The following is a 14927-nucleotide window of genomic DNA, read 5'->3' as shown; positions in this document are numbered from 1 at the left end:
GTCAGACGGTGGTGTGCGGCAGTCGGCGGTCCAGCCATGGTGGCAGCCACCAATTGGCCCTCCCCATCAGGAACATGAGGGACGGCACCAGGACGAGGCGTACGACGGTGGCGTCGAGGACGACGCTGATGGCTAGACCGAGCGCGAGCATCTTCACCACGACGGCCGGTGAGCCGGTGAAGGACAGGAACACGACCGTCATGATGAGCGCGGCGCAGGTGATGACCCGTCCGGTGAGCGAGAGACCCGTGCCGACCGCCCGCTCGTTGTCGTGGGTCGCGTGCCATTCCTCGGCGATGCGGGAGAGCAGGAAGATCTCGTAGTCCATCGAGAGTCCGAAGACGATGGCGAACATCATCATCGGGACGTAGGACTCGATCGGGACGGGCTCGCTCATGCCGAGCAGGTCGTCTCCCCAGCCCCACTGGAAGACGGCGACCAGAACACCGTACGACGCACCGGTCGTCAGCAGGTTCAGGACGACGGCCTTGAGGGGGATCACCAGGCTGCGGACGACGAAGGTCAGCAGCAGGAACGCGGCGACCAGCACGATGCCGATGATGAGGGGCAGGCGTTCGGTGACGGTGTCGCGGAATTCGAGCTGGCCCGCCGTACTGCCGGTCAGATGACCTGTCGCGCCGGTGCCTTCGAGGGTGTCGGGCAGCGCGGTGTCGGTGAGGGCGGCGAACAGGGCGTCCGTGTCTGCCGATTGGGGGCCGGTGGCGGGAACGACCGTGGTGACGAGGATCTTGCCGTCCCGGCTGGTCCGCGGTGGCGTGACGCGGGCGACGCCGTCCGTGTTCGTCAGTCCGTCGGCGAGCCGGCCCGCGACCCGGTCGGCGGACGCGGTCGCCTCGGCGAGGTCGACGACCACGGTGAAGGGGCCGTTGACACCCGGCCCGAATCCTGGACCGTCGGCGTCGGCTATCCAGTCGTAGGCGTCGCGGGTGGTGCCGCCGGCCGGGTCCGCGCCGTCGTCGATGTGCCCGAGACGCATCGAGAACAACGGGATCGCGCAGAGGGCGACGAGGACGCATCCCGCGGTGAAGAACTTCCACGGGTGCCGGGCGACCGAGCGCGCGTAGCGGTGCCATCCGTCGTGGTCCCCGGCACTCTCGGCGACCGGCCGGCGGCGGACGCGCAGCACGTCGATCCGGCGGCCCACGAGCCCCATGGCCGCGGGCACCAGGGTGAGCGCCGCGAGAGCGGTGACGACCACGGCGATGGTGGCGGCGAGACCGAGCCGCCCGATCATGGTCAGCCCGCAGGCGTACAGGCTGAGCAGGGCCACGGCCACCGTGACGGCGGCGACCAGAACCGCCCTGCCGCTGACGGCGGTTGTGCGGGCGACGGCCGTTTCGGGATCGTGCCCGTCGATCAGGTACTGGCGGAACCGTGTGATCAGGAAGAGCGCGTAATCGATGCCCACGCCGAGCCCGATCATCGTGGCCAGCGTGGGTGCCGAGGTGGCGAAGGTGAGGGTTCCGGCCACGATGCCGACGACACCCAGGCCGATGCCGACGCTGATCAGGGCGGTGATGAGCGGCATGAGGGCCGCGGCGACGCTGCCGAAGGCGAGCAGCAGCACGATCAGTGCGGCGCTGATGCCGATGGCCTCACTGGCGGCGTCGTTGGCCGGGGCACGCACGATGTCGTGCAGGTCGCCGCCGTATCCGACGCCGATTCCGGCGTCCCTGGCGGGGGCGGTCGCCTCGTCGAGCCGCGCGGTGTAGGCGTGGCCGAGGGACTTGAGCTTCCGGTCGAAGGACACCGCGGTGTACGCGGTCGCGCCGTCGGAGCTGGTCACCGGCGCGGCCACGGCGGTGACATGCGGCAGGTCCTTCAGGCGGTCGAGTGTCGTCTGCAGCCCGGCGTCGCGGTCGGACACCTTCCCGGAGCCGACGTGGAAGACGACCTTCCCGCTGGGCGCGCCCGCTGCCGGGTCGGACCTCTCCAGCAGATCCGCGCCGACGCTCACCTGACTGCCGGGGAGGCCGACCTCGTCGCCGTAGGCCGCCCCGACCGCCTGCCGGCCCGCGATCGAGGCCGCCAGGACCAGCAGCCAGGCGGTGATCACCCATACGGGATGCCGGGCGCAGAAGGCGCCCGTGCGGTGCAGGACCGACGGACGGGGGGCAGGGGGAAGGGACACTGCGCCTCCAAAGAAGTGACAGGACTGCCACAACTTAAGCGGGAAGGTGGCAGGCCCGTCAATTGTCAGCCATGCCACTTTATTTGGACCCCGACCCGAGCCGGTCCCCAGCCCCGACCCGAGCCGGTCCCCAGCCCCGACCTGGGCAGGCCCCCAGCCCGACCTGGGCAGGCCCCCAGCCTCTCCGCCGATCCCACTCCATGCCCATGGGTCGGCCCCGGACCGGGACCCGGTTCGGGCCGGGGCCGGTCCGGGTCCGGGGCGGAGTCACGGCCGAGTCGCTCCGGCCTACGGCGTGGCGGTGGTCAGCTGTCGACCTGCCCCCGACCGGAGGCGCATGCGGAAGCTGCCTTCGCCGTCTTCGTCAAACCGCCGGACGCCACCTTGAAGTCCAGGACGAGACCGTCGCTTCCGGCGTGGGCGCCGACGAGCGTGGCACCGTCCGGGAGCTTCTGGATGTCGATGGTGCGCGGCTTCAGCTTGTCGGCGAACCCGGTGGCGCCCGGGAGTGCGGAGAGCGCCGACACCGGCACTTCGCGGCCCAGGATCCGGACGTTCTCGGGGGTGATGGTCAGGCTGTGTGCCGTGGTGGACAGGCTCGTCACCACCGTGACGGGCATACCCGCGTCGCCCGCCGTGCCCGTGAGGGTGAGGCGAGTGCCGTCCGTACCCGTCTTCAGCCCGCCCGTCGCGGCGTCGGCGCCGCCCTCCGCGGCGGCGGTCCTGTCCAGGGCGCCATAGGCGATGGTCGCGGTGGCGGTTCCGCCTGCGGTGGCACCTCCGGTCGACACGTCACGCAGGTAGACATCGACGTCCATGTCGGTGCCCTGACGGCGCACGCCGTCGGCGCTGACATGGACGGAGCCGACCGTGCCGGTGAGCGCCTTGAGCCCGGCCAGCGTGTCGTCGAGGTCGACCTGCACTCCCCCGGTCGCGTCCAGACGGCACTTGGCGGTCTCCGCGACACGCCGTTCCACCTTGTGCTCCACGACGAGGTCGGTGGTCGCGGCTCCCGCGACGGCGGCGGTCAAGCATATCGCGGTGATGATGACGCGACGGCGATGGCTCACTTGGTGGTGGCTCCGATCATGGACAGGAAGGTGAACGCCTGCGGGAGCAGGCGGTCGGGTTCCGCGGGAACCCCGGCCGTACGGCGGTTGCGCAGCGTGCGCAGAACGGCCCGCGCGGCGGACAGTGCGCAGTTGGCGATCACGGCGGCTTGGAGGTCCGCGTCCGGCGCGTCCTCCGGGAGGCGCTCCAGGAGGAGTTCGGTGAGGCGCTCCTCGAACTGCTGGAACTGCCGGGAGAGGCCTTCGCGCGCCTGCTCGCGGATCTCGCCGAGGGGATGGGCCAGCGCCGTCAGGCTGCTGGTGGCGAAGTAGGCCACCGCGTCGGTGATGGCACCGCAGGCCGCTTCGAGCGGGGCCTCGCTCGCCGGACGGGCCAGGAAGGCCGCCTCTATGCGCGCGAAGAGTTCGATCCCGTCCGGGAGCAGCAGGGCTTCCTTGCTGTCGAAGTAGCGGAAGAACGTCCGCTCCGACACGTTCGCGTCGGCGGCGATGTCGGCCACCGTCGTCCGGGCGAACCCGTGCTCGGCGAAGAGCCGACCGGCGGCCTCCCGCAGCCCGCGCCGGGTCTCGTCCTTCTTCCGCTCACGCAGACCGGGCTTCTCGGTTCTCTCTGGCATGGTGACACCCTCACCATCGGCGCCGGGTCTGTCAATTGTCAGCCCTGCCATTTTGCCGTGAACTCCCCACGGCCCTGATGGATCTCCCCCGCCCGCCCCGGAGCCCCGAGCCGCCGCGCCACCACGGTCCACCGCGACCCCACGGTCCACCACACCCGCACCGTCATCCGAACGCCGGACTCGGGTGATACCGCGGTACTACGGGCCTCGCCGCACAGAGCCCTTCGGTACCACGGAATCCGGGCCGGCGGCACCTAGCGTGGACGGTGAGCAGCCAGGTGGGGGGCCTGCCCCCGAACGTAAGGGAACATCGATGATCGAGGCACATCAGCTGACGAAGCGGTACGGGGAGAAGACGGCGGTGGACCGGCTGGACTTCATCGTCAAGCCCGGCACGGTCACCGGTTTCCTCGGCCCGAACGGCGCAGGCAAGTCCACCACCATGCGCATGATCGTCGGACTGGACGCGCCGTCCGGCGGCAGCGTCAAGGTCAACGGCAAGCACTACGCCCGGCACACAGCGCCGCTCCAGGAAGTCGGCGCGCTGCTGGAGGCCAAGTCGATCCACCCGGGCCGGTCCGCCTTCGACCACCTCATGGCCCAGGCCCACACCCATGGCATTCCGCGCCGGCGGGTGGAAGAAGTCATCGAGCTGACCGGCCTGCAGTCGGTGGCCAAGAAGCGCGCGGGCGCCTTCTCCCTCGGAATGGGTCAGCGTCTGGGCATCGCCGCGGCCCTGCTCGGGGATCCGGCCACCATCATGCTCGACGAACCGGTCAACGGACTGGACCCCGAGGGTGTGCTGTGGATCCGCAACCTGCTGACCGGACTCGCGGCGGACGGTCGTACGGTCTTCGTCTCCTCGCATCTGATGAGCGAGATGGCGCTGGTCGCCGACCACCTGATCGTCGTAGGCCGAGGGCGTCTGCTGGCGGACACGACCGTGCGGGAGCTGGTCCAGCAGGCCGGCGGCGACACGGTCACCGTGGCGACCGACCAGCCGGCCCGGCTGCGCGGGGTGCTGGTTGGGCCCGGTGTGGAGATCACCGGTGCGGCCGGATCCGAGGAACTCCACGTGACGGGCCTGTCCACCCGGGCGATCGGGCTCAAGGCCGCCGAACACGGCATCCCGCTGTACGAGCTCAGCTCCCGGACCGTCTCCCTGGAGCAGGCGTTCATGGACCTGACCCGCGACGCCGTCGAGTACCACGCGAGCGTCACCGTCGAGACCACCGCCGAGACCTCTGGGAGGGCGGCATGAGCACCGTCACCGTCACCGACAGCCCCACGCCGGCGCCGGTGCGCTCGGCACGTCCGGCCTACAAGGTCACCGGGCGCCGCGTGCTGCGCTCCGAGTGGGCGAAGATGTGGTCCCTCCGTTCCACCTGGATCACCCTCGGCCTGGGTCTGCTGTTCCTCGTCGCGTTCGGCGTGATCGCGGCCGCGCACTACAAGTCCGAGCTGAACTCCGGCCGCCCCATGCGCCCGGACGACGTCTCGGCCACCGCGCTCAGCCTCTCCGTGTTCGGCACGAACTTCGCGCAACTGGCACTCGGCGTCCTGGGCGTGCTCGTCACCGCGGGCGAGTACTCCACCGGCATGATCCGCTCGACGCTGGCCGCAGTCCCGCGCCGGCTGCCGGTGCTGTGGTCCAAGGCGGCGGCCTTCGGCGTGGTCGCCCTCGTCGTCTCCGGCGTAGGTGTCTTCGTGGCGTTCCTGATCGCGAGCGGCATCGTCTCCGGCACGCCCGCGGCCCTCTCCATGTCCCACTCCGGCGTGGTCCGGAGCCTGCTGGGCGCGGGGCTCTACCTCGGTCTGGTCGGTGTGATCGGCACCGCGCTGGGCGCCCTGCTCCGCTCGGTCGCCGGCGGCATCTCCGTCCTGGTCGCCTCGCTGATGCTGGTACCCGGCCTGATCTCGCTGCTGCCCAGCTCGTGGCAGGACAACATCAGCCCCTACCTGCCGAGCAGCGCGGGCCAGTCGATGTTCCAGCTGACACACGACTCGACCTCCCTGTCGCCCACCGCCGGGCTCGTGGTCTTCCTCGGCTGGACCGTGCTCGCCCTGGCGGGCGCCGCCTACCGCCTCGTCCGCTCGGACGCCTGAGACCCCGAGCACCGAAGCGTGCCGTCCGACGCCACGCCTCCGGCACGGCGCCCGACCGGATCATCCGGTTCGGCGCCGTGCCGTCCGGGCGCCGGGCCCAGGAAGGTCATGTGAGGTGACGCCCTTACGAGGAGACGAGGAGGCACGTACGAGGAGGTGCGTACGAGGACACGGCCGGACACACAATGAACAGGTGACACCCATGAACGTGGACCAGTGACTCCCATGAACATCGACGACACCGACCGGCGGGCGGCGGTGGACGATCCGCCCTTCGCGGAGGCGGAGCTGCCGTGGAACCACCCGCTGGCCCGTGCGCTGTCGCGTCTCGGCCGTCGGCTCAAGCGGGGCGACCGGAACCGTCCGTGGATCCTGGACGCCGCGGTGACGGCTGTCGTGGTGCTCATGTTCTGTGTGCCGGAGCTGGTGGACGACGACGGAGGCGGCGGGCGCCATGGGTTCGACACCCAGTTCACCGAGCTGCCCTGGCCGGGGACGCTCGCGTTGCAGGCCGGACTGGTGCTGCCTCTGCTGTGGCGGCGCAGAAGACCGTCACTCGCCTTCGCCGTGATCATCTCGGTGTTCCTTCTCCAGCTGGCGCTGGGCGTCTGGCTGCGCGCCGACATCGCCGTGCTGATCGCCCTCTACAGCCTGGTGCTGCACGGAGAGCTGCGGCGGCTGCCCGCGGCCTGCGCGGTCACGGCCGGCGCGCTGGGGCTGGTGGCTGTGCGCCTGCCGTCCGACGTGCACGTCCTGGACGCGCTGTTCTTCCTGTTCAGCACCATAACCGCGGCCGTCGCGCTCGGACTGGCCGTACGGATCCGGCGCGGCCAGCTCGCCGTGCTGCGTGACCGCGCGACCCGGCTGGAGATCGAACGCGACCAGCGCAGCAAACTGGCCGCCGCCGCCGAACGCACCCGCGTGGCCCGCGAGATGCACGACATCGTCGGGCACAACCTCTCCGTCATCATCACCCTCGCCGACGGCGGCGCGTACGCGACCGACCTCGCGCCCGAACGCGGCAAGCAGGCCCTGCAGCTCATCGGTGACACCGGCCGTCAGGCGCTCGGCGAGCTGCGCCGGATGCTCGGCGTCCTGCGCGAGGGGACCCAGACTCCCGCCGCGCCCGAACTGAGCCCCCAACCGGGCATCGGGGACATCGACGCCCTGTGCGAACGGATCCGGTCCGCCGGCCCTCAGGTCGTCCACCGCAGCAGCGGCCGGTTGAACGCCCTGGACCGCGGCGTCCAGCTCGCCGTCTACCGCATCGTCCAGGAGGCCCTCACCAACGCTCTCAAGCACGGCGGCCGCGAGACACGCGTCGAGCTGACGGTGAGCGTCGAGGACACCCTGCTGCACATCGACGTCCACGACACCGGCCGGGGGGCCGACACCGGCCGCGCCCGGCCGCACGACGACGAAGGACACGGAATCCCCGGCATGCGAGAACGCGCGGCCCTCTACAACGGCACAGTCGTCGCGGGACCCGCCCCCGACGGCGGGTGGACACTGCGGGCCACCCTCGACGTCACCCCCTGGGCCGGGACCGGCCTCGCTCCGACGGCCGTCACCGGCGGTGCGGCGTGACCACCGTGCTCATCGTCGACGACCAGCCGCTTCAGCGCCTCGGCTTTCGCATGCTCCTGGAGAGCACGCCCGACACCGATGTGGTCGGCGAGGCGTCGCACGGCGGTGACGCCGTGCGCAGAGCGGCCGAACTCCGCCCGGACGTGATCCTCATGGACGTACGGATGCCGGGCATGGACGGGATCGAGGCCACGCGTCGGGTCGTCGCGTCCGGTGGCCGCACCCGCGTCCTCATCCTCACCACATTCGACCTGGACGAATACGCCTACGCCGCACTGCGCGCGGGAGCCAGTGGCTTCCTCCTCAAGGACGCCCATCCCGAGGAGCTCCTCGCCGGTATCCGCGCGGTCGCCGCGGGCGACGCCGTGATCGCCCCCGTCCTGACCCGCCGCCTGCTGGACGCCTACTCCCAGCATCTCCCCCACGATCCGTCGGGCGGAGGGCCGCAGGACGACCCCCGGGTACGCGCCCTGACCGAGCGGGAGTACGAGATCTTCGGCGCCATCGGCCAGGGCTGGAGCAACAGTGAGATCGCCGAGCGCCTGGTCGTGGCGGAATCCACCGTGAAGACCCATGTCGGCCGTGTCCTGTCGAAGGTGGGAGCCCGCGACCGCGTCCAGGCGGTGATCCTCGCCTACGATCTGGGCCTCGTCCGCCCGAACCCGCCCGCTTGAGGCGCGGGTTCCGGGAGCGGAGCGTCGGGAGTCGTGGGCCCCCGCATGCGGATGGCGATCCCAGGCGGGCGGCGCGGCGCGCTACTAGGGTCGGCGGTATGACCGACAACAACCTGCGCCTCGTCACCGTGGAGCGGACCGGCACCGGGCATTTCACCGCGACGAACGCGCGCGGCGGGACGATCGCCTTCGGCACGGGCTCCGGTCCCGACGGGGACGACGCGTTCACCCCGGTCGAATTGCTGCTCGCCGCCATCGGGGGCTGCAGCGCGGCCGACGTCGATGTCGCGACCAGCCGCCACGCGGAGCCCACGCAGTTCACCGTGACCGTGACCGGCAACAAGATCAGCGACGAGCAGGGAAACCGGATGACCGACCTCGCCGTCACCTTCTCCGTGGCGTTCCCGGACGGCGAACCCGGCGAGCGCGCCCGTGCCATCCTCCCCCGGGCGGTGAAGACCTCCCACGACCGGCTCTGCACGGTCAGCCGCACGGTCGAGACCGGTACGCCCGTCACCGCGACGGTCGCCGACGCCTGACCGCGCCGCCCCCGGGCACGTGCCTCGCAACTATTGCGCGGCCGGGTGGAGTGAGGCGGGATTTCCGGGGCAGACGCGGAACGTCGGAGAGGGTGAACGCGGGACGGATCATATGGGCCAACCGGTGAGCGAAGCAGGACAGCAGGAACAGCGGGGTGCACTGATCGAGGCGTCCATCGCGTACGACGGCGACTCCGCGTGCATAGCCCAGGCGCGGGCGTTCACCCGTGATTTCCTGACGCGGGTGCAGGCGGTCGCGGGGCTGCCCGTCTCCGGAAGGGTGATGGGCATGGTGCCCCTGGTCGTCAGCGAACTCGTGACCAACGCGGTCAAGTACGCGGGCGGACCCTGTCTGTTGTCCCTAGAGGTGGACCAGGGTGCCGTGAAGGCGACCGTGTGGGATTCCGACCCGACCCTTCCGGTGGCCCGTGCCGCCGACGTGGGCAGGGTCGGCCAGCACGGGCTGGAGATCGTCATGGCCGTCTGCCAGGCCTTCGAGGTCCGCCGGGAACCCGTCGGCAAACGGATCACCGCTGTGGTGACGCTGGCCGACACGCCGGACGGCGAAGTGCCCCACCCCCTCTCCTGACGCCGAGCCGAGCCTCCTCACCGGCGCGGCAGTGAGGAATGCGTCGGCGCGGGCGCGCCCCCGTCGCCCTGGCCCTCAGGGTCCCTCCGGCGCCCCCGTGACCCTGCCGAGGCGCGTTTGAACAGCCGAAACGAAATCGTGTGGCCTCACCGCGGTCGGCGTGCGGGAGAATGGTGCGTTCGCAGGTCCCATTCGACCGGGGAAACGGGGGGTTAACACCGTGCGGCAGGCAGGTGTACTTGACGTCGGGTGCCACAGCGCGTTGCTCACCGTGGCGCGACGGCGCGCCGGGGTCGACATGGAGCAGGTGCTGTCCCGCAAGGTGCGGCTCCAGTTGCACGAGACACTCGATGCCACGGGACGACTGGGCAAATCCGGTGTACGCAGCGTCCAGCTGGCCGTGGCCGAAACGCTCGCCGAGGACCGCGAGTCCTTGCCGGAGGTCTACGCGTTCGCCACGTCGGTGATTCGCGACGCGCCCAATCGCGAGGAGGTCCTCGTCCAGGTGGCGCGCGCCACCGGTACCCGGCTGCGGGTGCTGTCCGGTGAGGAGGAGGCCCGCCTGGCCTATGTGGCCGCCCGCCATTGGGCGGGCGAGCGGGCCGGTTCCCTGCTGGTGCTCGACATCGGCGGCGGGACCGTGGAGATCGCCTCCGGCACGGCCAAGCAGCCCCGTACCGTCCTCTCCCTGCCGCTGGGCGCCCGCACGGTCACCCGCGACTGGAGACTCGGCGAGGCCGTGTCCTCGAAACGGCGGCTGGCCGAGGTACGCGACCATCTGGGCGACCGCCTGGCCGAGGTGACCGACCTGCCGCGGGCCGAGCCGGACGGACGCGTGCTGGCCTGTTCCAAGACCTTCACCCAGCTCGCCCGTTACACCACCGCCGGCCGCGGCCGCTCCCGCGATCCGCAGCGCTTGACCATCGAAGAGGTACGGGCCGCGGTGGGCGTGCTGGCCGAGCACGGGTCCGCGGAGCGCGGCCGTCTGCCCGGCATCTCGCGTCACCGGGCCGGGCAGTCCCTGGCCGGGGCACTCGTCGCGGAAGCCCTGATGAAGGCCTGCCGGGCCACCAGTGTGGAGATCTCCCCCTGGTCCACCCGGGAGGGGCTGCTCCTGGAGCGTCTCGGCGCCCTGCGCCCCAAGGGTTCGGCTCACCTCTGACCCGGCTTCCGGCTGTACGAGCGCTCCCGTTCCGGGCGAACGGAGCGCTTCCGCACGGCCGGAGCACCTCCGGAACACGGCCGACGCGCGGCCGACGCGACGCCGACGCACGGCTGCAGCGAGGCAGGCCCGTCCGGTGAGCGGAGCAAGGCCGGTTCCCTCGGAACCGTCGTGATCCCTCGCCACGCGGACGCGGCATCGGTGTGAGCCCCCGTCACCGATGCCACGACCGATTGCGGGGGCGCGCGGCGAGCGGAGGCCGGGAACAAACCAGTGCCACGTGATGCTGATTCGAATACCCCGGCAGGCACCGGGGCACGGGGTTTCACCTCGCGCGGTGGACGGACCGGCGGATCTGCGCGTGGAAAGGCGTGAGAGCGATGATGGCGTCCGGACAGCGACGACTGCGGGAGGCCGCAGCGGGCGAGTTGCCCTTGGTGACTTCCTGCGGCCGTAGGATCGCCGTGAAGGAACTGCGGCTGGCCACACGGGAGCGGCCGATCGGCCGCGTCACCCTGGACGTGGGCCCCGACCAGGGTGACGAACACGGGGTGTGGGCCTCCCTCACCCCCGCCGAGGCACGTGAACTGGCCCGTCGCCTCCTCGCCCACGCCGCCCTGGTGGAACCGGCGGGGCCGCCCGACCAGGAAGCACCCCGCGCTCACGACGCACCCCTCGACACGACGCGTCCCGGCATACGGGCGGGAACGCACGCGGACACCTCCCGCTGACCGACCCGGCGACGCCCCCCGACCGGCCCACGGTCGTCCCGGCGTCGCCACACCATCGGGCCCTCGCCTCCTCATCTCGTCGCCCTCCTCGTCTCTTGGCCTCGTCGTCTCTTGGCCGCCCTTTCTCGTGCCCATTTCGCCCCTTCGCCGTCCGGCCTCTTCGCGACTTCGCGCCATGTGATCGCGATCGGCGCTCGAGCGCGGCGCCCGTTCGGCCGGACTGTGTAGGGCAACTCATGTGACGGAGGCGGGGGTTGGGGCGCGGCACCGGACGATGTCGTTGCCGGCGCGGGGCATAGTTCGACCCGCTCACGGGAAGCCGGAGCACTGACGGCCGGTCACGCACGCGGTCCCGCACGGTCCACGCGGGTCCCGGACCGGGTCCGGTCGTCCCGTGCGCAACGGCCCGGCCGGCCCTGACAAGGGCGGGGCCCCGCGTGTCACGGTCGGTGTGCCGGTGAGCGGAGGGGGCGTGCGATGGGTACGAGGATCGGACTCTGGCGCTGGCGGCGCAACCCGCTGCGGCGGCGCTCCGACGTGACCGAGGCATGGGTGGTGCTCGGCACGTTCCTGCTGCTGGCCACGGGTGCTCCGGCGGTCGGTGCGGCCGTCGGGCTGAACGCGCACAACACCGCGCTGCGGCACGGCCGGGACTGGCAGAGGACGACCGCCGTGCTGGTCTCGGACGCCCCGGACAGCGTCTACGCGGATACGCGGGCCGCTGTGCGCTGGACGGCTCCCGACGGGTCGACCCGTATCGGTACGGCTCTCGTGCGGGCCGGTACCGGGGCGGGAGCCGCGGCCACCGTCTGGCAGGACGAGCGCGGCGCGATGCGTGAAGCGCCGGTCACGGCCACCGAAGCTGCGGCACAGGGCGTCCTCTTCGGCACGCTCGCCGCGGGCGGCACCGCCGCGGTGGTGCTCGGCAGCCGCTGGGTCGTGCGCGTACGGCTGGACCGGGGCCGCGACAGGGAATGGGAACGCGCCTGGGCCGCGATGGGCCCCAGGCCGGGACACCGCCCCGCCTGAGAACGCGCAGGCGGCCGAGCCCGGCCCGGCGCGAACGGCCGGTGGGTACCGGTGCTCCCCCGAACGGGGCGGAGCAGCGGCACCCACGTGCCTTCAGCCGGCGCCTTTCAGGGTCACGGGAACTGGGTGACCTTCGACGGGACGGTGTCCGTCCCCGATGTGGGTGCGCCGGTGTTGTTGATGACGTGGGCGTACTGGCCCTTGCCGCCCAGGGAGATCACCAGGATGTCGTGCAGTTTGATCCCGGTCTTCACCGGGACCTGGAAGCCGTGGGCCTGCACGATCGACGGGTCGGAGGTGAAGTTGCAGTAGCTTCCCAGACCCCATGCCTCGTGCACGGCCACGGAGTCGGCGACCTTGTAGGCCGCGTATCCGACGACGCCGTCGTGGGTGATGGCGGCGGAGTTGGGCACGTCGTACGCCTTCTCGTTCTGGAAGAAGATCGTGCGCCCGTTCTCACCGTTCCACAGCACGTCGTACTTGTTGAAGTGCTCCACGAACAGGCCGGTCGCCAGGACGTCGTCGCCGTTGACCACGAGGCCGTAGTCGGCGCGGTTGGTGTCCCAGCCGACCCCTTCGCCGTGGTCGGCCCGCCAGAGCCAGGTGTGGTCGATCACCACGTCGTCGCTGTTGACCACGACCGAGTTGGTGGCGAGGCCGGGGCCCGCACCGCCGATCCGCACGAACACGTCCTGCATGGTGGTCGGGTTGGCGGAGTGGTCGGCCGAGGCCCCCGACGGACCGATCTGCAGCAGGGTGTCGGACTTGGAGCGGCCGGCGTCGATGAGGAATCCGGCGAGCCTGACACCGTCCACGTCCGCCACGTGCATCGCGTCGATGCCGTTGTCCGGCACGACGGTCGCGAGCCCGAGACCGAGGACGACGGTGTTGGCCCGCGTCACGTTGATCGTCTGGTCCAGGTGGTAGACGCCCGGGGTGAACAGCAGGTTGAGGCCCTGGGCGAGGGCCGCGTTGATGGTCGCCGCGGTCGCGCCGGGCTTGACGACGTAGAACTGGTCGAGCGGGATCGACGTACCGGCCGTGTTGGGCCACGAGACACCGCGGGCGTTGGTGCGCTTGGCGGGCACGAACACCTTGTACGCGCTGCCGTCCAGGTAGAGGAAGGGCTTCTCGCGGGAGACCGGGGTGGTGTCCAGGGTGGTGTAGGGGCCGGAGTCGAAGTTCGTCGCCGGCGCTCCCTGGACGCCGGTGAAGGTCATGTTCCACACACCGTTGGTCCAGCCGCCGACGGAGCTGTCGCGTGTGTACCACTGCTGCTGGGAGTACGGGCCGACCGTGCCGTCGATCTTGGAGTCGGCGATGTACCCGCCCGAGGCCCAACCGTAGCCCGCCGGGGCGAGGTTGAGGCCGCCCTGCACGTGGATACGGCGGAAGGGGGCGGCCTGCGCCACGGCCCAGCGGTCGGTTCCGTTGGAGGGAGTGATCGACAGGTTCTCCGCCGAACGCCAGAAGTTCTGGGTGGCGTTGCCGTTGAACCAGCCCGCGTCCACGGTGATGTCACCGTTGATGTGGACGTCGTCGGGGTTGAGGCCGAGGCCCGAGACCGAGGTGTAGAAGCCGAGTTGGGCGTTGATGCCGTTGTAGGTGCCGGGCTTCATGAGGAACTGGTAGCGGCCGGCGCCGAACTGGTTCGACTCCTGCTGGGCGAAGACCTGGTCGAACTTCTGCTGCAGATCGGGCGTCGAGGGGTCCACGACGATGACGTTGGGCCCCAGGTCGCCGCCGCCCTCCACGGGCGGGGTGCCTCCTGAACCGGTGTGAACGGCGACCTCCCACAGGGAGTACCCGTACACGGTGCCCCGGGTCGTCCCGTTGATCCGAACGTAGCGGCCCTGGCCGGAGACGTCGTAGGAGGTCTTGCCGACGGTGCCGTCGGTGACGGTCTTGAGCGTGGTCCAGTTCTGACCGTCCGCGGAGGCCTGGATCTGGAAGGACTTGCCGTACGCCACCTCCCAGTTGAGGTCGATGCCGCACAGGTCGCGGGTCGCTCCCAGGTCGACCTGGACCCACTGCGGGTCGGAGGCCGCGCTGGACCAGCGTGTTCCGGTGTTGCCGTCGAAGGCGGCCGAGGCCGGGGTACCCGCGTTCTCGGTGGAGGAGGCGGTGGCCGACTTGCCCTGCGCCGCGTTGGCCGTGTCACAGGTCGCGGGCGGGGTCGTCCCGCCGTCGCCGAACACCTGGAACTCCCAGAGGGAGTAGCCGTACTGGGTGCCGCGGTGGACGCCGTACATCCGTACGTAGCGGCCCTGGCCCGAGACGTCGAGGGTGTCGATGCCCCCGTCGCCACCGGTCACCGTCTTGATGTCGGTCCAGTTGCTCCCGTCCGGGGACGTCTGGATGCGGTAGTCACTGCCGTACGCCGCCTCCCAGTTGAGGACGACCTTGGTGACCGTGGCCGACGTGCCGAGGTCGACCTGGAGCCACTGAGTGTCCAGGGCGGCCGAGGACCACCGGGTGGCGGTGTCGCCGTCGACGGCGTCGGCGGCCGGAGTGCCCCCGTTCTCGTCCGAGGACGACGTGGCCGTCTTGCCCTGGGACAGCGGCAGCTCTGCCGCGGCGGCCGGTCTTTGCAGGGGCAGGGTGATGAGCGCGGCCATTGCGGCGAGCGCGACACCCAGAGATCTGAGTTTCATGCCGTGACTCCATGCGG

13 protein-coding genes are annotated in these 14927 nt (G+C 71.1%); 9 read left to right on the top strand and 4 right to left on the bottom strand.

All coding sequences use genetic code 11. The features are described 5' to 3' along the window. Position 1: 1 nt before the first annotated feature. From ACWD68_RS17990 to ACWD68_RS17980, 3 genes are all read right to left on the bottom strand, one after another. Positions 2-2152, bottom strand: coding sequence for an MMPL family transporter (locus ACWD68_RS17990; protein ID WP_451807395.1), 2151 nt, complete (start codon positions 2150-2152; stop codon positions 2-4). 305 nt (positions 2153-2457) lie between these two features. Next, positions 2458-3183, bottom strand: a complete 726-nt coding sequence (locus ACWD68_RS17985) for an LmeA family phospholipid-binding protein (RefSeq protein ID WP_451807394.1) — start codon at positions 3181-3183, stop codon at positions 2458-2460. 35 nt (positions 3184-3218) lie between these two features. Next, on the bottom strand, positions 3219-3839 hold the full coding sequence (locus ACWD68_RS17980) for a TetR/AcrR family transcriptional regulator (protein WP_451807393.1): 621 nt from the start codon (positions 3837-3839) through the stop codon (positions 3219-3221). Positions 3840-4152: 313 nt separating this feature from the next. On the opposite strand from ACWD68_RS17980, the gene ACWD68_RS17975 reads away from it, so the two are divergent. From ACWD68_RS17975 to ACWD68_RS17935, 9 genes are all read left to right on the top strand, one after another. Further along, the gene (locus ACWD68_RS17975; RefSeq protein WP_451807392.1) at positions 4153-5100 is read left to right on the top strand and encodes an ABC transporter ATP-binding protein; all 948 of its coding nucleotides are present in this window, start codon (positions 4153-4155) and stop codon (positions 5098-5100) included. Then, positions 5097-5945, top strand: a complete 849-nt coding sequence (locus ACWD68_RS17970; RefSeq protein WP_451807391.1) for an ABC transporter permease — start codon at positions 5097-5099, stop codon at positions 5943-5945. Before ACWD68_RS17975 ends, ACWD68_RS17970 begins: the two co-directional genes overlap by 4 nt. Before the next feature lie 225 nt (positions 5946-6170). Next, on the top strand, positions 6171-7532 hold the full coding sequence (locus tag ACWD68_RS17965; RefSeq protein WP_451807390.1) for a sensor histidine kinase: 1362 nt from the start codon (positions 6171-6173) through the stop codon (positions 7530-7532). Further along, the gene (locus tag ACWD68_RS17960) at positions 7529-8206 is read left to right on the top strand and encodes a response regulator (protein WP_451807389.1); all 678 of its coding nucleotides are present in this window, start codon (positions 7529-7531) and stop codon (positions 8204-8206) included. The genes ACWD68_RS17965 and ACWD68_RS17960 overlap by 4 nt, the downstream gene beginning before the upstream one ends. 98 nt (positions 8207-8304) lie before the next feature. Beyond that, complete coding sequence (locus tag ACWD68_RS17955; RefSeq protein ID WP_451807388.1) at positions 8305-8745, top strand: OsmC family protein; 441 nt, start codon at positions 8305-8307, stop codon at positions 8743-8745. A 112-nt stretch (positions 8746-8857) separates the two neighbouring features. Further along, entirely contained in the window at positions 8858-9334 is a 477-nt protein-coding gene (locus tag ACWD68_RS17950; RefSeq protein WP_451807387.1) for an ATP-binding protein, read from the top strand. Between the two features lie 220 nt (positions 9335-9554). Next, positions 9555-10496, top strand: coding sequence for a Ppx/GppA phosphatase family protein (locus ACWD68_RS17945; RefSeq protein WP_451807386.1), 942 nt, complete (start codon positions 9555-9557; stop codon positions 10494-10496). A 464-nt stretch (positions 10497-10960) separates the two neighbouring features. After that, entirely contained in the window at positions 10961-11227 is a 267-nt protein-coding gene (locus ACWD68_RS17940) for a hypothetical protein (protein ID WP_451807385.1), read from the top strand. Between the two features lie 477 nt (positions 11228-11704). After that, entirely contained in the window at positions 11705-12256 is a 552-nt protein-coding gene (locus ACWD68_RS17935; protein ID WP_451807384.1) for an Rv1733c family protein, read from the top strand. Positions 12257-12369: 113 nt separating this feature from the next. On the opposite strand, the gene ACWD68_RS17930 is transcribed toward ACWD68_RS17935, so the two are convergent. After that, a complete protein-coding gene (locus ACWD68_RS17930; protein ID WP_451807383.1) occupies positions 12370-14910 on the bottom strand; it encodes a discoidin domain-containing protein in 2541 nt (846 codons plus the stop codon). Positions 14911-14927 lie beyond the last annotated feature (17 nt).

It is taken from the genome of Streptomyces sp. NPDC005141, from assembly GCF_053599975.1.
This window is presented reverse-complemented; position numbering and strand designations above follow the sequence as displayed.